Here is a 17,705-nt window from a genome sequence, read left to right on the forward strand (position 1 = left end):
AACCTCATGACGATAACACCCGCTAGTCCGCATATGTATGCCGTTGAGACACGTAATGCTTTTATGTGGTCTCGATTGTTGAGGACCCCTTTTTGGGCTATTTATTCTTTAATCCCCTTTATTCTCTATCGCGATTTTCAGGCGACACCCTTACAAATTGCAGCTGTTACAGCCATTAAACCGATGGCTTCGCTTCTCTCTGTTTATTGGAGTTTTTCGATTAATCAAAGAAGAGATCGACTGCGAGCCAATATCATTTGGGCGAATGTCCTGAGTGTATTGCCATTCTTCCTATTTCCTTGGGTTACAGATCCTTGGCTGATCATTGCTGCATTTGGGTGGTTTATGGCCCTTCATCGTGGTGTTATGCCTGCTTGGATGGAAATCTTAAAACTCAATTTGCCAGGAGTTTCTCGAGAGCGCATTTTCGCGTATGGAACAACTGTTGGGTACCTAGGTGATGCTTGCTTTCCTTTTTTGATTGGGGGATTGCTAGATGGATATTATCAGGCATGGCGTTGGATTTTTCCTCTGACAGCCTTTGTTTCTTTAGCTTCAGCGATTTTTCAATATCGAATTCCGATTCAAGACGAGAAAATTGAAAAACCATTGTGGTTTCCCATTCCCTTTGCCCGAGTTTTGGCTGAACCTTGGATGAATGCGTGGTCACTCATTTGCCGAAGGCCCGATTTCCGGGCTTTTCAGATCGGATTTATGTTTGGAGGAACCGGACTGATGATTATGTATCCCGCTTTTCCTAAATTTTTTATGGATAATCTAAATCTTTCTTACACGGAGTTGGCCATTGCCATTGCGCTTTGCAAAGGGATTGGGGTTGCGCTCACCTCAAGAATTTGGGCTGATTGGATGAATAAAGTCGATATCTATCGTTTCAGTGCTTATGTCACAGGTATTGCTGCTCTTTTCCCATTGTGTTTGATTGCGGCACAATGGCATGTTGCTTGGTTGTATTTTGCATACATCATTTGGGGCGTTATGCAAGGAGGAAGTGAGTTAAGCTGGAATTTATCTGGTCCTATTTTTTCAAAAGAGGAAGATAGCTCTGGATATAGCAATGTGGGGGTTTTGGCCGTCGGATTGCGTGGATGCGTCGCTCCAGCCTTTGCTGCCATTTTATGCAGTTTGTTCAATCCAGTGCTTGTGTTGTGCTTAGGTGGCCTTGTCTGCTTATGTGCGACAGAGCGGATGTCTACATTTTCGCGGAGATACTTACAAATGGTCCGTGAGAATACTTAAGATTTTTGTGAAGCATAACGGGTTTCAAAGTATCTTTTGAGTTCTTCAACAATGACGAAATAAGCGCCTGATTCTGGCTGAGAAAAAAGCTGAATATCCTCTAATAAGCTTTCTTTTAGCTGTCCAAACATTTTGCTTTCTTCCGTATCTGCTTGCAAATCGTATTGAAATGCGAGTGTTTGCCGATAAACGGCCGCTTGTACTTTTTGAGCAAAATTATCTAGCAAAGGAGGTTCAAAATTCATGATTTCAGAGAATTCTTGCAAAATAATTTTAATAGAAGGTGTTGCTAAAAGAGGGCCTAATACTAAAATAAAATCTAAAATAGTCTTTTCGATATCTATATCGGTTTTTTCTTTCTGAAGACGCAGTTCTTGGCATTTCAGGGCGATTTCTTTTTCCAAAATGTGTGCAGCCGCTTTGCCACCAGCATTGAACGCAAGCGTTCCTTTTTCTGTCCAAGCATTTTGCAAGGCAATATAGGGTTTTGTGACAAATTGGTTCATGATCGTGTAATGTGTTTCCGCAAGGCAGTCGAAGGGGTCGGGGTGCCCTCTGAGTGTCGTAAAATAACGTTTTATCGTTGCCTCCATGTCTTCACTGATCTCTTGAGCATTCAATATCGTCAGGCACAAAGTTTCATGAAGGTTTAAAAAAAAATCGAGATGTTCCTGAAAAACTTTTTTTCGTAGAAGATAAATTTTTTTAGCTTTGGTGAGATTCTCCTCTGAAGCGATCAGTTGATTAGCGGTCTCGTGTTGATGTTTTAAAATGGAAGATACGGTAGGGAGTAAATCAAGGCGATGCGGACATTTAGGTATGAGCATTTCACTTAGAGCCCAACCCGAATATTGGCAAGGATGGGGAAATCCTGTTTGTGAAGGGGTGGCGGTAATAAAAAAGCTATTAGGGATAGGGACTCCTCGGGCAGCCGCGTGAGAATGTTTCATGAATTGCCCGACAACAATATATTTCTCTCCAGGAAATGGCTTAATAACCTGCTTCATTTCTAGCGTCCACGACTCGCAGTAGGCCCCGTCAGATTGATTGGGAGTCAAAGTTCCATAAATCGGAGATTGTTTAATACACTTGAGCTCTTCCTCTATTGAATCGAAATAAACGCCTTTGTTACGGAGTAATGAAAGGGCTTTCATCCAAAATAACTCCGTGTCTTGATGGTGATCAAGTGTTTTGGTGCTTTGGAATAAGTTAGAGACTTTGTCGGTTGTGGTTGTTTGAGACTGAATTTGAAAGCGCTTATTCAAAAGTTTAATGGAGGAGTCTTCTTCAAGACTTTGTCGGTTGGGTAGAAGAATTTGATTACAAATAAAGCGTTTCGTAATGGAAAGCCCCCCTATTCGGCAAAGATAAGAGCGGATCGTGCGCCAAAAACCGGAACTTTTCTGTGAAACATCGTCTGGATTGAGGTCGATTAAGGCATTGAAATTTTTAATTGTGGAGAAAAAACGTTTGGCTAAGGCTTGGTGTGAAGGAGAGCCTTGTTCGAGCTTGTATATATATGGATAATGATTTTTTAGAATGCCAATGGCATTTAAAAGGTCATCTTGAACTTCTTCTCGAATTTGGTTGTGCCTTTTCCGAATTTCTTCCGAAAAAATCGAGGCAATGCAAGAGCTTAACATGCGGACTTGTTTTTTGATCTGATAGGCGCGCCCACGCCCCAATAGGGGCTCTGCTGTTTTTAAATGATAGACATGCGGAAATGGTTCTTGCGCATTTTGCGCAGTAAACTCTTCAAGTTTAGTCAGAGCAGCATCAACTGCTACAGAAGGGTCAAAGACTGGGAGTCCCTCAGATCTCTCACGCATTGTAAATCTTCCATAAAGTTCAACAGAAATTACTTTGTCTATTAAATGTTAAGGTTTGATTAAGCTGACATACAAAAAGTTAGGGCTCAATTTCAGGCAAGGGTTTGCCAGCTGGAGCTTTTAACTTCAATGAGGTCTCTGCAATAATTTCATAAGAGGATTTGACTTCGAAAGCTTTTTCAATGGAAATCAGGTCGCCTCTTCGCAAAAAGTCAAATGCTTTTGATTCAGGAGGGTGTTCTGGTAAGCGAGAAGATAGGGATTTTTTCCCTCCCGTTCCACAAAGATAAAACTTTTTCCCTTGGAAAGAGTCAACAGGGGGGCTAATAATCCGATACAGCGCTTGTTCCTGTTCGAGCTTTGGCCAGGCAGCTTGGGGGCTTCTTAAGATCAGATAAGACATTTTTAAGGAGCTAAGATTAATCTGAGCTGCACGTTGTAGTTCCTTAATCAGATAAGGCTTTTCAAATTCACGTTGTGCATAACAGGGGCTATTGCTAGTTTGCAGAGCAGGGCATTCTCCTTGCCACACACAAGGTGCTTGAATTGGAACTCTTTTCTTGACCATGGCGTCGCGGATTTGAAGAATGCGATTATTAGATTCTCCGAAGGAATTACCTACAATTACAAGATAGCCATGTGGAGTCAGTAAACGAAGCAGATAATCTAAAAACTGTTGCTGCTTTTCAATAGCACCTTTGACAGAAATTGGAAAAAGCTCTTCCAAGCAATGCCCTAAGATGATGCAGTCAAATTCCCCAGAAACAGGTAAAGAAGAGGGGTGTTCCCAGCGCCGTATTTGGATAGGAAAGCCGTAGCGTCCTGAAATTTCACCTGCGAGTTGTAAGGCGGTTTGATTTTGATCTAAGGCAAAAACTTCGCGGGCACCATGTTTCAGAGCGGCAAAAGAAAAAGGGGCTGGGCCGCTGCAGAGGTCTAAAACCCGTTTTGGAGAGGATGGGAGTTCTCCAAGTAATGATAAGCCTTGTTGGTAGTGAACAACCCATTGATACAGAAGATAAGCACCGAGGAGCTTAGGATCTTCAAAGTAATGTTTTTTGGGTGGGGTTCCTGCATTAAAAGCTTCTTGTAGTTGAGTGATTGCTTCAACAACTCCACGAAATTCTCTTGTTTGTAAGCGATCAGAAGGGCCAGAAATTTTATGAAAGCGTCGCCACGTTCCCATTAAAAGTGGAATTAAAGTTTCAAGATCGGCTTTTGGAATAGGTTTTCTTTTCATAATTTTTCGGAGTCCGTTTTATTCAAAAAGGAGGGTTTGTTCACGAGCGGTCATTTCTCTCCACTCACCAGGTTGTAAAGGACCTAGATGTAGTCCCCCAATTCGAATACGTGTTAATTCTAAAACAGGGAGTTTTGCAGATTCCATCAAAAGACGGATCTCTCTCTTTTTCCCTTCGGCAATCGTAATTTTTAGGGTCCCTCGTCTCACTTTACTGACTCGGATAGGACGTACAAACGTTTTCTCAACAAGAGTTCCACTAGAAAGCGCACTTAAATGCTCTGCTTCCACTTCCTCATTTGTTTTAACTAAGTATTCTTTGTGAATATTTGCTGATGGATGGATCACGCGATTGGCAAAGTGGCCATCGTTTGTGACGATGATCAATCCGCTTGTATCTTTATCTAATCTGCCGACCGTAAATAGTCTTTCTTCAACTGTGTCAAACAAGTCTAAAACAATTTTGGAGTCTTTATTTCGTTTGTTCGAGCAGATGTATCCAATAGGTTTATTTAAAATGTAATAGACTTTATTTTGTTTTTTGCCGACAGATTGCCCCTTACAAGTGATGACATCGTTTTCATCCACTAATGTTTGAGGAACGAGAGTGACTTCTCCATTAACGGTGACACAACCGTCGAAAATCAGCATTTCACAAGCTCTGCGCGATGCAACACCTGCAGCAGCCATCACTTTACTTAATCTTTGTTTTGTTTTATCCATCGAGTAATCTTTAATGTAATGATTAAAGAAAATAATAAAGAAGTTCTTAAAAAAAGTCAAAAGATAAAAAAAATTAAACAAATCGTTTGCTTTAGCTATTTTCCTTGTGTTTTTTCAATAGCAAATTTAAAAAAGGAAAATATAAGAACCTTGAGGAGGAACAATGAAAAGACGGGGCATTTTATTCGTTGCTTTTTTACTGGTATCGCAGAGCTTATGTGCTTTGCTGTCTCCCTTAGCGCAAAGTAGCGTAGAGATTAAAGCTATCCTAGACGATAAGAAGTTTTCAGAATCGATTGGAGCAGGGGAAGTGATTTAAAAAATCAAAAAAAAGAAAGAGGGGTATGAAATTGAAACATCTCGCTCTAAATTATTTGTAAAAGTGATTCCTATTCCAAGTCATAAAATCGGTCCCCAGCAATTTCAATTAGAATTTAGTGAGCCTGAACATCTAAAAGATGATAAATAATCTGCATGATAAGCCTGGATGAATAGCCATTCAGGCTTAAGCCAATTGATATCCATTTTCAATTTTCTTTGCTGGTTCTAAAATGGCTCGGCCACTCACCGCGCAAAGAATGGCGGATGCTTCATAAGGAAAGTCCTCTTATTGTAAATTTAAAAGGGACAGGGCTTGTTTCCCTATTAAGCTTCCAACCCAAAAATTTTGCTTAAATAGACCCATACCCAATTTTTGGGTGCTTCCGAAATTCAATCTTATAAATACTGTTTTGTAATCCTTATGCAATTCTTCTTTTTCGATTTTTTCTATCTTCCCGATCTTCAAATCTACTTTTAAAAAATCATCCCAAGTTAAGTCTCTCTTGTTTTGGTTGAGAAAACGTTGCTGAGGAAAAATCCCAACTTTTTCTCCAAGTTCAACGGGACTCGACGGGCGAAAAAGTACAGTCGTCTTTCGTTTTTCATCTGACGTTCCAGTAGTTTTTTGAACCCCCGTCACTAAGCAATCGGACATAATGGCTGCCAATTTGTTTGCGTGGAAAGTTCAAAATACACGCAACTTGCTGGTTCATTATTTCGTCGGTTGTGTGATTGGAGGTGAATTGAGCCGAACCTGAATAAAAGCCCTTATTTCCCATTAGGGGACCATTAAATTGCAGATCGAGAAGATAAGCAGGAATTTTGGCATGTGGGTTAATTGAAATGGCAACAACCTTTCCAATGGCCATTTCAACTTTATTAAATTCTTGAATGGAGATAGTGGGTTTTTCTAGCAATTCGAATCCCTGGTTAAATCTTGCAGGAACTCTACATATGTCTTTTGATATTTGTCGATCGAGGGCCAGATTACCGCTTGCTCGTTTAGTTTTTTCACGCTATCCTAAAAAGATCAAAGAGGAGAAAGCTATGAATAAGCTCATTTTAATGCGCCATGGACAATCGGAATGGAACCGTCTGAATCTCTTTACTGGCTGGGTAGATATCCCTCTTTCACCTCTTGGTATTGAAGAAGCTTTGGTGGGGGGAGATCGAATTAAAGACATCCCGATTGATATCATTTATACAACATCACTCATGCGTGCGCAAATGACTGCTATGCTTGCCATGAGTCGCCATACATCGGGAAAAACTCCCGTGATTCTTCATCCTGGGCAAGGAAAACTCCAAGAGTGGGGAAAGATCTATAGTAAGACTGCAGAAGAGTCGTGTATTCCAGTGATATGTGCTTGGGAACTAAATGAGCGAATGTATGGCGAACTGCAAGGATTAAATAAAGCTGAAACTGCCGAAAAATTTGGAGCTGATCAAGTAAAAATATGGCGTAGAAGTTTTGATGTCCCGCCTCCAAATGGGGAAAGTTTGGAGATGACAGCTGCGCGTTCAATTCCTTATTTTGAAGAAAATATCCTTCCTCAGCTACAAGAAGGCAAAAATGTTTTTGTGTCTGCGCATGGAAATTCCCTACGTTCGATCATCATGTACTTAGATCAGTTGTCGCGGGAAGAAGTATTAAATCTTGAATTAGCCACTGGAGAGCCTATTTTCTATATGTTCCAAGATGGTAAAGTAATCAGAGAGTCTTAAATGCCAAATGGAATTTATTTAGATAATAACCTTGTGACACGTCCATCTAAGAAGGCTGTCAGTGAAATGCTTCCTTTTTTGACGGATCGATGGGGAACACCTTCAGCGCCGCACCGGATGGGACAAGAATTATTCCCTGCAATGTCTGAAAGCTATAAAGCCTTGTACGCTTTAATCGGTGCGAAAGAGGTTGATGACATTATTTTTACTTCTTCAGGGGAAGAAGCCGTGAATCATGTTTTTACGGCAGCTTTTCACGATATCGTGTTGCCGACAGGTCGAAATCAATTGATTTGTGCCAATCAGGATGAAGCCCCTGCGCTGATGGCGATTAGCCGACTTGAACAACATGGTTGTGTTGGTAAGTTTGTGTCTGCCAATCAGGAAGGGCGCGTAACAGCGGAAGAAATTGCCGATCATATCACTCCAAGAACTGCCCTCGTTTCACTTTCATGGGCAAATGGTTTGACGGGTGTTATAAATCCTGTGCATGAAATCGGCGCTCTTTGTCAGCAAAGGGGTATTAAATTTCATCTAGATGCGACACATGTTCTAGGAAAACTATTCTTTAATTTGGAAGAAGTACAAGCGGATTTCATCACATTTAGTGGCGATCGTTTCCATGCTCCGAAAGGGACTGGAGGTCTTTACATTAAAGCAGGGGTGAAGTGCAGTTCCTTCATTTTAGGAGGGCTTGAACAAGGTGGATTACGCGCGGGGAATTTAAATGTACCCGCTTTAGTTGCTCTTGCAGCAGCTGCAAAAGAAGCTGTTGAAACGCGAGATTTAATGTGTACGGAAATTGCACGCCTTCGAAACAAATTGGAAACTGGAATTAAAGAAAGTTATCCTGAAGCGGTCTTGTTTTTTGATGAACAAGAAAGACTTCCACACACAACGACTATCGCTTTTCCTGGAATTGCCAATGAAGCTTTGCTCTACGCGCTTAACCGACAGTTGGTTTTTGCAAGCATTGGAGGCGGTTCTTTTCAGCAGATCGGGTTAGTTTTAGCCGCTTCAGGAATCAATCCCCAATTAGCTCATTCGGCTTTAAGTTTCAGTTTGTCACGTGAGACGACGGAAGATGAAATTGACCGCGCGACATGGATCGTTACCGAAACAGCAAAGTATCTTAGACGCGCATCTCAAAAAATTTTAAAGTAAAGAATTAAGCATGAGTCTCGCAGCCCTAATCACGCCTTTTCCTTGGAGCCGATATAGTAAAAAATTGGCCGCTAAAATTGACAACCCGCGCTCCATCGGTTTTTTTACTTCTGAGGAATCAGAAGCTCGTTGCATGTTTTTAGCAGAAGGGACAGAAGGATCACTTGAAGAAGGAAATTTAGTTCGCTTTTATTGGTTGGTAGATACAGATGATGGGATCATCGTCGATGCCAAGTTCCAAGCTTACGGGCAATCAGTTTTAATAGGCGCCGCAGAAATTGCTTGTGAGCTGATGGTTGGAAAAAACTACGACCAAGCTCGACGTATAAGCGTCGAATTAATCGATCGGCATGTGCGAGATAAGGCTGAAGAAACCGCTTTTCCCAAAGAAACCTACCCCCATTTGAATCTTATTTTAAGTGCCATTGAAGATGCTTTCGAAAAATGTATCGGAATTCCCGTTGCAGAGAGTTATATCGCCCCACCCGTGCCATCTGAAATCGGTGAAGTTGTGGAAGGTGGGTATCCAGGTTGGAAAGAGTTAACCATCAAAAAGAAAATTGCTGTCATTGAAGAGATTATGAACCGAGATATTAGACCTTATATTGCCTTAGATGGTGGAGGGGTTGAAGTATTGAATATCTTAGAAGACAGAGAGATTGTGATTGGCTATCAAGGGAATTGTACCTCTTGCTACTCATCAATCGGCACCACACTTTCCTACATTCAGCAAGTTTTAAGAGCTAAGGTTTATCCAGATATTATAGTTACTCCAGATACTTCTATATTTAATTAACTTCCTATATAATAGAGAAGGATTAATATATAAAGGTGGATAATATGACGGCTCAATTTTCCATTAAATTAAAAAATACAACGCTTAGCTGGGATCGAGAAGATCTTTCAGCTAAACTGAAAAAGCTTAGTGAATTAGATGATCAAGGCAAGCTAGGCGGAAAAACAGTCGTTATAAAGAAAGACTTATCTGTAAAAACTTTGGGAAAGGTGAAGCAATTTTTTTGGTCTATGTTGTCAAATACTCGTCTGGGGCGTCGCATATATGGGGTGGATTATAACCAAAATGAAGCAATCTTCACTCAAATAAAAGACAAATTAACTCCTACTGACAATGATCTAATTGAACTATTTAATGCTAGCGTTAACAAATACAATCATTATCAAGATAGAGTCGTTATAACAAAAGTAGGGGAAGAGAATCCAATTCCTAAAGCTACGAGTCCAAAAGCTATCAGTCCGACGTTAGCCAGAGCTTTGGAACAGGTCGAAAACGTGCCTAAAGCAGAATTCGTGCATATGTCTTCAACTTTGTTAGATCCTCTTGGAGCAAAAAATGCCGAAGCCGCACATTTGGATATTTCTTTAGAACTTGAGCCGCCGAAACATGCTGTAAAGCTAAAAGATGGTAGCATTGCAACGGTATTTGGTAAAACTAAAGTTGTTCTTGTAAAGGGATCTACTCTTGATCAGAATACCGATGCTATTGTTAATGCCGCAAATGAAAGGTTGCTAGGAGGGGGAGGAATTGATGGACAAATTTGGTCGCGCAGTGGGGCTCTCTCCGGTGCTAAAGATTCTGGAGAGTTTCTAAAAGCAGAAATCATGCCTATTAAAGCCAATCTTCCAAGCGGGAATCTTCCAAATGGTGAAGCTGTGATTACACGAGCTCTAGGATTGAACAGCCGCTATATTATACATGCTGTTGGTCCTCGCGGAGCGCAACCTAAAGTCCTAAGAAATGCCTACTTAAATAGCTTAGAATTATTAGATGCGAATCAGCTCAAGTCTATCTCATTTTGCTGCATTAGCCAGAGCATTTTTGGGTATTCACCAAAAGATGCTGCTCCTATAGTTGTGGACCTTATCCGTCGTTATTGTGAATACAAAGATGGACCGACGACAGATTTGCAGTCAGATCAGTTGCAGAAAATGGTTGAGGAAGATGAGTCTTTTGATGCTTCTAAATTAGAACCATTTGAGCGAGAGATCCGTTTGGTCATGTATTCAGACAATGAATGGGACGAATATAGCAAACTGGACGTTTTTAAAACTGCCTAATGTCCTTACAAGCGATCTTTTGTTGAGCAGTAGATTTTCCAGTTGGCTTTCTATAAAAGCAAGTGAGAGAGAAGACTATTTTTTGATTCAATCAAATTTAGAAAAACATAGTAGCCCTTCAATTACAATCATGAAAAGAAATTCTGTCCATTGTTCTTCTTTTGAGTTTTTTTAAATTTTGTCACATTTATGCAAACTGTAATAAGGTTATGTTGTGCTCTCCAAAAAAACTTGATGTAGTTCTTCTAAACTAAGGTTGTGGTATACTAGAGGGATTTAATTCAGAAATGATTCTATTGATTAAAAATATTTTTTTGTTACAATGGTTTTTCTAAAAAGAGGGTGTCTATGAAAATAAGCTTTATGAAAGAACCAAGCAAATTGCCTATAGACCTTATTGGCGATATGCAGGCAAGAAACCTCAAAGTACAAGAAGGCTATTATTGCTGTGGTTACAAGGAAGAAAAAGCTTCTTTTTTGCAAAGACACTTAATTTATCGGGTTCATCACATTTTAGCTCGCTTATTTAGTCATAAATATTCAGAAGAAGAGAAAAGACTTCTCAAAGAAAAAAGGCAATACGTTTACTACTGTCTTCCAAAAGATGCCGATCGGCGAGGGACCGTCCCTGCAGAGGATGCGTTGTTTTTTTGTAACGGAGGAGCACAAGTCCAAGAAAAGCTAAGAATCGGGTTCTTCAAACAGATGCAAGGGACCTATTTATGCTCTAAAGTGATCCTTTTAAATAGTGCAAGTGGTGGCAGTCATTTTTTCAACGATGCTGATGGGGCTTTTCCATCCAATTCCGAAGGTCAGAAAGCTTTTAGGCAGAACCATGGGGGATACCTCCTTTTTTGTTCTACTAAGTGTAACAATGAGTCAACCGAAACATTTCTAAGAGATCATCCGGAATTTAGAGATAACAATGCTCGTTACAAAGGGGCTATGTTTCAGGTGATTAAGAATAAAGACGTGTCTGTCATGAGAGACCCCCTTTATCAGGGTAAATTTTCTCGGGAATTTATCCACTTCCTGGAAACAGGAGAAGAGCTTCTCTCTATAGGTTTCAAGCAAAGATATTTTGGTGTTGGCTAAGCTAAGGGACTTTCCCTCCTAAAAAATAGTAAAGAATATGCTAAAGTTGATTTTTCCATTTGGAGCACGATTGTTTAGCTTTGCATAAAAAGCAAATTTTTTGTTAAGAGCTTCGTCACTTTGCCCATCCTGAGCGATAAGATAAGCATGCAAATGTATATTCCCTGAATTTTTCTTCTATATTGCTATTTTTAATTTAGTCAAAGTTTAAAAAAATATAATAGTTCAATATTAAGAGGCTGCTAATGCAACGAAGTTGCGAAATAAGCCAGTATAACTCCAATGACAATCATGAAAAGAAATTCTGTCCATTGTTCTTCTTTTGAGTTTTTTTAAATTTTGTCACATTTATGCAAACTGTAACAGTTTATAAGTAAAATAGCAGAATTAAAAAATACCTAAGGTTATGTTGTGCTCTCCAAAAAAACTTGATGTAGTTCTTCTAAACTAAGGTTGTGGTATACTAGAAGGATTTAATTGCAGAAATGATTCTATTGATTAAAAATATTTTTTTTGTTATAATGATTTTTCTAAAAAGAGGTTATCTTATGAAAATAAGCTTTATGAAAGAACCAAGCAAATTGCCTATAGACCTTATTGGCGATAAGCAGGCAAGAAACCTCAAAGTACAAGAAGGATATTATTGCTGTGGTTACAAGGAAGAAAAAGCTTCTTTTTTGCAAAGACACTTAATTTATCGGGTTCATCACATTTTAGCTCGCTTATTTAGTCATAAATATTCAGAAGAAGAGAAAAGACTTCTCAAAGAAAAAAGGCAATACGTTTACTACTGTCTTCCAAAAGATGTCGATCGGCGAGGAACCGTCCCTGCAGAGGATGCGCTGTTTTTTTGTGACGCAGGAGTGAATGTCCAAGAGAGGCTAAGAACCGAGTTCTTTAAACAGATGCAAGGGACTTATTTATGCTCTAAAGTGATCCTTTTAAACACATCAAGTGGCGGCTGTAATTTTTTCAATGATGCGGATGGGGCTTTTGCATCCAATTCCGAAGGTCAGAAAGCTTTTAGGGATAATGGAGGGGGATTTCTCCTGTTTTGTTCTAATATTAAAAATGACTCAACCGAAACGTTTCTACGAGATCATCCGGAATTTAGGGGGAATAATGCTCGTTACAAAGGAGCTATGTTTCAGTTGCTTAAGAATAAAGACATGTCTGTTATGAGAAATCCTCTCTATCAGGGTAAATTTTCTCGGGAATTTATCCACTTCCTGGAAACAGGAGAAGAGCTTCTCTCTATAGGTTTCAAGCAAAGATATTTTGGTGTTGGCTAAGCTATTTGGGGGATGGGGATTAAAAGACTAGTTTTCAGTATAGCCCCCTTCTTTACAGTAAAGACGGCTCTAGCATGATCCGTTGTTCATTTGTTAAACTTCCATTCTCATAAATTGGATGAAGAAAGTGTAAGATTCAGTGTACTCTCTCAGTATTTGCCTTTACTAAACCGTCTCTTCTCAGGGTCTTTTCTCCAACCAAAGTTTTTATTTTTCTTTAAGGGTCAAGAAACTTATAGGATGTTTCTCTCAGGCATGATTTCTTATTGTATGAGAATCTGAAATTCTGGCATCCTATGGGTCATTTCGTTATTCGATATTGCAATCGGAAGAGGTTGACGATATGAAATACGCTTTCTTATGACTTAAATTATCAAAAAGGATGAAATATGACGCCTTATGAATATGGATTGATCGCTTGCGGCCTCATTGGCTTGCTTTACGGGGCGATAACGATTCAATCAGTGCTATCTAAAAGTGCAGGAAATGAACGCATGCAAGAAATTGCTAGTGCCATCCAAGAGGGGGCAAGGGCTTATCTGAACCGTCAATACACGACTATTGCAATGGTTGGTGTTGTGGTATTTGCATTTTTAACTTGGTTTCTAGGATGGCATGTAGGCCTTGGTTTTGTAATTGGAGCAATCTTATCTGGTGCCGCTGGTTATATTGGAATGAACATTTCTGTACGTGCAAACGTGAGAACAACTGAAGCTGCGCGCCAAGGTTTGGCATCGGCTCTAGATGTGTCATTCAAGTCTGGTGCAATTACGGGGATGCTTGTTGTCAGTTTGGGGCTACTAGGGATCACCGGCTATTATATATTTTTGAAAAACAGTAATATTTCATTAAGCGCTCTCTTAGAGTCCCTTGTTTCTTTGGGATTTGGAGCGTCGCTCATTTCGATTTTTGCACGCTTAGGTGGAGGAATTTTCACAAAAGGTGCAGACGTTGGCGCTGATCTCGTTGGAAAAATTGAAGCCGGAATTCCTGAAGATGACCCACGCAATCCAGCTGTTATTGCAGATAACGTTGGTGATAACGTTGGGGACTGCGCAGGAATGGCAGCAGACTTATTTGAGACATATGTTGTGACAATCGTTGGAACGATGCTTTTGGCTGGCATCTTCTTCACAGGTGCAACCATGGAAACAATGATGTTGTATCCGTTGGCGATTGGTGCGATTTGTATTTTAACTTCCATTGTTGGAACTTTTTTTGTCAAACTAGGCAAAAGCCAAGACATCATGGGCGCTCTTTATAAAGGGTTTATTGTTACAGCAGTATTGTCAGCGATTGCACTTGCATGGTTGACTAAGTATTTGATTGGATTTGACCAGTCCTTTACTGTGAACCACGCCACTTTTACAGGTTTAAATCTTTTCTATTGTGCATTGACAGGGCTTGTCGTTACAGGTTTACTCATGTGGATTACAGAATACTACACCCTGACGAAATACCGTCCTGTACAGAGTATTGCTCAAGCATCTACAACTGGACATGGAACAAACATCATCCAAGGGATAGCTGTTTCTATGGAAGCTACAGCCCTTCCCGTTGTGGTGATCTGCGTTGGAATCCTCGTTTCCTATATCAATGCTGACCTTTTCGGTATTGCTGTCGCCGCAACAAGCATGCTTGCTTTGGCTGGTATGGTTGTCGCACTGGATGCCTACGGTCCTGTAACAGATAATGCGGGTGGAATTGCGGAAATGTCCAATCTTCCGGCAGATGTGCGAAAAACGACAGATGCGCTTGATGCGGTAGGAAATACAACAAAAGCTGTGACGAAAGGATACGCAATCGGATCTGCTGGTTTTGCTGCTTTGGTTTTGTTTGCTGCATTTATTGAAGATTTAGGACGTTATTTCCCTGATTATCAAGGGGAGTTCCTTCTTGAGAATGCCTATGTTGTGATCGGACTGTTCATTGGAGGCTTACTTCCTTATCTATTTGGAGCTCTTTGCATGATGGCTGTAGGCCGAGCAGCGGGTTCTGTTGTTGAAGAGGTACGTAGCCAATTCCGTGACAATCCGGGCATTATGGAAGGTACATCCAAACCGAATTATGGTCGCACAGTTGACATGTTGACAAAAGCTGCGATTAAAGAAATGGTTCTACCTTCCCTTTTACCTGTTGCAGCTCCAATTGTGCTATACTTTGCGTTAACTTATACAGTGGGGCAATCAGAGGCGTTTATTGCGTTAGGATCGATGCTTTTAGGCTCTGTTGTGACTGGTCTTTTCGTGGGCCTTTCTATGACATCTGGTGGTGGCGCATGGGATAATGCTAAGAAGTTAATTGAAGATGGGCGTCATGGTGGTAAGGGCTCAGATGCTCACCGTGCTGCCGTTACGGGAGATACTGTTGGCGATCCGTACAAGGATACTGCAGGTCCTGCGATTAACCCGATGATTAAAATCATCAATATCGTTGCATTATTGCTGTTGGCTGTATTAGCGGCGCAGTAACATTGGATAAACAAAAGACTAAAAAGCCATTCGGCTTTTTAGTCTTTTTCGATTTCGTTCAGTTCTTGATGGGCTTTTTCCCAATCTTCTAAAGTCTGGTTCAATTCCTCTTCTAGCTTTGATTTCTTAGACAAAAGTTTCGCTTGCTCTTCTCTAGACGTTCGTTCGTAAAATCCTTCAGATCCCATGGTAGCGTCTATTTCTTCTATTTTTGTTTCAAGCTGCTGGCATAAATCCTCAACGCGCTTGATTTGCTTTTCAAGTTGGGCGCGTAAATTTCGTTGTTTCTTTTGTTCTTCGTAAGAAAGTTTATTTTGCGATTGTTTGCTGGCTTGGGAGGCTCGCTTTGCTGATCGATCTAAATGGTCCACATCTCGTTTTTCTAAATATTCAGGATAGGAGCAATGAAAATCGTGAATGCCGGTTTCATTAATTTCAATGATACGGGAGGCTAGGCTTGCTACAAAATATCGATTGTGGCTGACAAATAAAACGGTTCCAGAATAGGTTTTCAGGCTGTGAATAAGGGCTTCAATAGCTTCCATATCTAAGTGGTTAGTCGGTTCATCAAAAATGAGGATGTTTTGTTTTGCCAACATCATTTTTGCTAAAATTAATCGAGCTGCTTCTCCGCCACTTAAAACTTCAATCGTTTTGTGTACATCATCGCCTGAAAATAAGACTTGTGCCAGCATTTGACGGGCTTGCTGTTCTTGAACATCTTGTAAAGAGCCACAAAGCCAGTCAAGCAAGGAGCTTTTTTTATTGAATTCCTTAGAATGATCTTGCGGGAAATAGGCGAATCCGGCTGCGTGTCCCCACTCAAAGGTGCCGGCATCAGAAGGGGTGCGGCCAGATAAAATTTCAAGTAGGGTTGACTTTCCAATTCCATTTGGACCGAGAATGGCAATCTTTTCTCCCCGGCCTACTTCAAATGACACATTTTCTAAGACTTTTTTCTCTCCGTAAGCTTTTTGAATTCCCGTAATTTTTAATGGGGTGACTCCTGATGGACGTGTAATGGGGAATTGTAGGTGGGGAGCTTGTCTAGATGAGGGAGGAAGATAATGTTCTTCCATTGCATTTTCAAGCTTTTCCATCGCTTTCAATTTAGATTGAGCTTGACGAGCCTTGGTCGCCTTTGCACGGAAGCGATCGACAAATTCTTGCAGGTCTTCTTTCTTCTTTTCTTGTTTCGCGAGTTGATTTTCCTTTTGCTCCAATTCCCAGGTCTTAGTTGTTTCAAATTGATCGTAATTTCCTGGGTAAATTTTAACCATTTCGTAGTCTAAATCCATCACGTCAGTTGCAATCCCATTGAGAAAACTTCGATCGTGAGAGCTGACCACCACGGTTCCTGAAAATTGTCGGATGTAATCTTCCAGCCACTTAATCGAGTAAAGATCTAAATGGTTAGTCGGTTCATCCAAGATCAGAACGTCTGGTTGACTGAACAAAACTTGAGCAAGTAAAACGCGCAATTTATAACCACCAGACAAAATTTTTAAAGGTTTGTTGTGAAGATTCGCTTTTAATCCCAATCCTTCTAGCAACTCTCCAATTTGACTTGTTGCAGCATAGCCCTGTTGTTCTTCAATGTGTTTTTCACAATTGGCTAGCTGATGGCATTGGTCTTCACTCAGTATGGCTTCTTGTAGCAGTAGATCTTTTTGTTTCAGTGCATCCCATAAGATAGGTTTTCCCATTAAGACTGTGTCAATCAGTGAGACATTTTCATAAAGGAAGTGATCTTGCTTTAAAGTTCCTAAACGGATCAGAGAAGGCATGAAGATGTCGCCTTTTTCTGGGGTAAGGGTGCCGCTTAGAATCTTGATGAGTGTGGATTTCCCAGATCCATTGGGTCCAACTAATGCATAGTGGCGTCCTGGATTCAGCTGAAAATTGGCGTTCCGAAAAAGAATCTTATCGCCATAGCGCATAGTGAGATTGATTGCAGAGATCATAAAACCTGAAAAAATAAGTTTAACATTGTATTGAACTATCTGAATATAACCGATTTAAAAATAAATTACAATGTCTGTGCAGTGAGCGTGACCTCTGAAAAAAGAGAGTATTGAAATGGGGAAAATTTGACTTTGCAATAAATAGCTAAAACACAAGTAGATGCGAACAATTCATTTTTGTTGAATTTTCAAAAATGCATCTCTCAATACATTTTAAAGGCTTATTTTAAGTGTTCTTGTCATTAAATGTGCAGAAATATCAAAAAATGGAAAAAAATGAACAAAATATCATTATTAATATGCAAATTCTCTCAAAAAAGCGTTTTAAGCACGACAAGAGCGTCTTTATTAAGATATTGAAATTTCGGATTATTTTATTTAAAAGCAGCAGTTAAAACGAGTAAAAATTCATTTAATGACGAAAAGGGGTTGCGGAAATAATGTGTCTTTTTGTATTGTCTTAGTTTCTTTCGCAAATAAGCAAGACGCTAACGAGTGAAACGAAAAGCAAAGCCAGTGAGCGATGCAAGTTTTTTGACAGTGAAGAA

At 40.1% G+C, this 17,705-nt stretch carries 15 protein-coding genes; 9 read left to right on the forward strand and 6 right to left on the reverse strand.

Annotated features, from left to right (window positions below; translation table 11 throughout):
• The first annotated feature begins 6 nt into the window (after positions 1-6).
• Complete coding sequence (locus AB7E63_RS07465; RefSeq protein ID WP_013924516.1) at positions 7-1,257, forward strand: MFS transporter; 1,251 nt, start codon at positions 7-9, stop codon at positions 1,255-1,257.
• Here AB7E63_RS07465 and AB7E63_RS07470 read toward each other — a convergent pair.
• The 3 genes from AB7E63_RS07470 to AB7E63_RS07480 all read right to left on the reverse strand — a co-directional run bounded on the left by AB7E63_RS07470 (position 1,254) and on the right by AB7E63_RS07480 (position 5,049).
• On the reverse strand, positions 1,254-3,086 hold the full coding sequence (locus tag AB7E63_RS07470) for a hypothetical protein (RefSeq protein ID WP_428419095.1): 1,833 nt from the start codon (positions 3,084-3,086) through the stop codon (positions 1,254-1,256). The genes AB7E63_RS07465 and AB7E63_RS07470 overlap by 4 nt on opposite strands.
• A gap of 79 nt (positions 3,087-3,165) precedes the next feature.
• Positions 3,166-4,326 (reverse strand): small ribosomal subunit Rsm22 family protein, encoded by a 1,161-nt coding sequence (locus AB7E63_RS07475; RefSeq protein WP_013924518.1) that lies wholly within the window; start codon positions 4,324-4,326, stop codon positions 3,166-3,168.
• Between the two features lie 18 nt (positions 4,327-4,344).
• A complete protein-coding gene (locus AB7E63_RS07480) occupies positions 4,345-5,049 on the reverse strand; it encodes a pseudouridine synthase (protein WP_036746211.1) in 705 nt (234 codons plus the stop codon).
• Between the two features lie 163 nt (positions 5,050-5,212).
• Here AB7E63_RS07480 and AB7E63_RS07485 point away from each other — a divergent pair, with 163 nt between their 5' ends.
• Positions 5,213-5,368: a hypothetical protein gene (locus AB7E63_RS07485; protein WP_428419098.1), complete on the forward strand. Its 156-nt coding sequence runs from the start codon at positions 5,213-5,215 to the stop codon at positions 5,366-5,368.
• Between the two features lie 288 nt (positions 5,369-5,656).
• On the opposite strand, the gene AB7E63_RS07490 is transcribed toward AB7E63_RS07485, so the two are convergent.
• A complete protein-coding gene (locus AB7E63_RS07490; RefSeq protein ID WP_226987471.1) occupies positions 5,657-6,025 on the reverse strand; it encodes a hypothetical protein in 369 nt (122 codons plus the stop codon).
• Entirely contained in the window at positions 5,973-6,287 is a 315-nt protein-coding gene (locus AB7E63_RS07495) for a hypothetical protein (RefSeq protein WP_006341306.1), read from the reverse strand. Before AB7E63_RS07495 ends, AB7E63_RS07490 begins: the two co-directional genes overlap by 53 nt.
• 130 nt (positions 6,288-6,417) lie before the next feature.
• Between AB7E63_RS07495 and AB7E63_RS07500 the strand changes: the two genes are divergently transcribed.
• The 7 genes from AB7E63_RS07500 (at position 6,418) to AB7E63_RS07530 (ending at position 15,193) form a co-directional block, all read left to right on the forward strand.
• On the forward strand, positions 6,418-7,095 hold the full coding sequence (locus tag AB7E63_RS07500; protein ID WP_036746222.1) for a 2,3-bisphosphoglycerate-dependent phosphoglycerate mutase: 678 nt from the start codon (positions 6,418-6,420) through the stop codon (positions 7,093-7,095).
• On the forward strand, positions 7,096-8,259 hold the full coding sequence (locus AB7E63_RS07505) for a cysteine desulfurase family protein (protein ID WP_006341304.1): 1,164 nt from the start codon (positions 7,096-7,098) through the stop codon (positions 8,257-8,259). It abuts the gene before it with no gap.
• Positions 8,260-8,269: 10 nt separating this feature from the next.
• Positions 8,270-9,055 carry a NifU family protein gene (locus tag AB7E63_RS07510; protein WP_006341303.1) on the forward strand — a complete coding sequence of 262 codons (786 nt, stop codon included), beginning with the start codon at positions 8,270-8,272 and terminating at the stop codon, positions 9,053-9,055.
• A gap of 44 nt (positions 9,056-9,099) precedes the next feature.
• Positions 9,100-10,335, forward strand: coding sequence for a macro domain-containing protein (locus AB7E63_RS07515; RefSeq protein WP_428419101.1), 1,236 nt, complete (start codon positions 9,100-9,102; stop codon positions 10,333-10,335).
• 348 nt (positions 10,336-10,683) lie between these two features.
• Positions 10,684-11,430, forward strand: coding sequence for a hypothetical protein (locus AB7E63_RS07520; protein WP_428419103.1), 747 nt, complete (start codon positions 10,684-10,686; stop codon positions 11,428-11,430).
• Between the two features lie 548 nt (positions 11,431-11,978).
• Positions 11,979-12,722, forward strand: a complete 744-nt coding sequence (locus AB7E63_RS07525) for a hypothetical protein (RefSeq protein ID WP_428419105.1) — start codon at positions 11,979-11,981, stop codon at positions 12,720-12,722.
• 389 nt (positions 12,723-13,111) lie between these two features.
• Complete coding sequence (locus AB7E63_RS07530; protein ID WP_006341296.1) at positions 13,112-15,193, forward strand: sodium-translocating pyrophosphatase; 2,082 nt, start codon at positions 13,112-13,114, stop codon at positions 15,191-15,193.
• Positions 15,194-15,231: 38 nt separating this feature from the next.
• On the opposite strand, the gene abc-f is transcribed toward AB7E63_RS07530, so the two are convergent.
• A complete protein-coding gene (gene abc-f / locus AB7E63_RS07535) occupies positions 15,232-17,157 on the reverse strand; it encodes a ribosomal protection-like ABC-F family protein (protein WP_013924524.1) in 1,926 nt (641 codons plus the stop codon).
• Positions 17,158-17,705 lie beyond the last annotated feature (548 nt).

The organism is Parachlamydia sp. (assembly GCF_050255895.1).
Classification (GTDB): Bacteria; Chlamydiota; Chlamydiia; order Chlamydiales; family Parachlamydiaceae; genus Parachlamydia; species Parachlamydia acanthamoebae.

Excerpts from the sequence above, each read along its gene's own strand:
- AB7E63_RS07465 (WP_013924516.1), top strand. The coding sequence starts at position 7 with ATGACGATAACACCCGCTAGTCCGCATATGTATGCCGTTGAGACACGT.
- AB7E63_RS07470 (WP_428419095.1), bottom strand. The coding sequence starts at position 3,086 with ATGCGTGAGAGATCTGAGGGACTCCCAGTCTTTGACCCTTCTGTAGCA.
- AB7E63_RS07475 (WP_013924518.1), bottom strand. The coding sequence starts at position 4,326 with ATGAAAAGAAAACCTATTCCAAAAGCCGATCTTGAAACTTTAATTCCA.
- AB7E63_RS07480 (WP_036746211.1), bottom strand. The coding sequence starts at position 5,049 with ATGGATAAAACAAAACAAAGATTAAGTAAAGTGATGGCTGCTGCAGGT.
- AB7E63_RS07485 (WP_428419098.1), top strand. The coding sequence starts at position 5,213 with ATGAAAAGACGGGGCATTTTATTCGTTGCTTTTTTACTGGTATCGCAG.
- AB7E63_RS07490 (WP_226987471.1), bottom strand. The coding sequence starts at position 6,025 with ATGTCCGATTGCTTAGTGACGGGGGTTCAAAAAACTACTGGAACGTCA.
- AB7E63_RS07500 (WP_036746222.1), top strand. The coding sequence starts at position 6,418 with ATGAATAAGCTCATTTTAATGCGCCATGGACAATCGGAATGGAACCGT.
- AB7E63_RS07505 (WP_006341304.1), top strand. The coding sequence starts at position 7,096 with ATGCCAAATGGAATTTATTTAGATAATAACCTTGTGACACGTCCATCT.
- AB7E63_RS07510 (WP_006341303.1), top strand. The coding sequence starts at position 8,270 with ATGAGTCTCGCAGCCCTAATCACGCCTTTTCCTTGGAGCCGATATAGT.
- AB7E63_RS07515 (WP_428419101.1), top strand. The coding sequence starts at position 9,100 with ATGACGGCTCAATTTTCCATTAAATTAAAAAATACAACGCTTAGCTGG.
- AB7E63_RS07520 (WP_428419103.1), top strand. The coding sequence starts at position 10,684 with ATGAAAATAAGCTTTATGAAAGAACCAAGCAAATTGCCTATAGACCTT.
- AB7E63_RS07525 (WP_428419105.1), top strand. The coding sequence starts at position 11,979 with ATGAAAATAAGCTTTATGAAAGAACCAAGCAAATTGCCTATAGACCTT.
- AB7E63_RS07530 (WP_006341296.1), top strand. The coding sequence starts at position 13,112 with ATGACGCCTTATGAATATGGATTGATCGCTTGCGGCCTCATTGGCTTG.
- abc-f (WP_013924524.1), bottom strand. The coding sequence starts at position 17,157 with ATGATCTCTGCAATCAATCTCACTATGCGCTATGGCGATAAGATTCTT.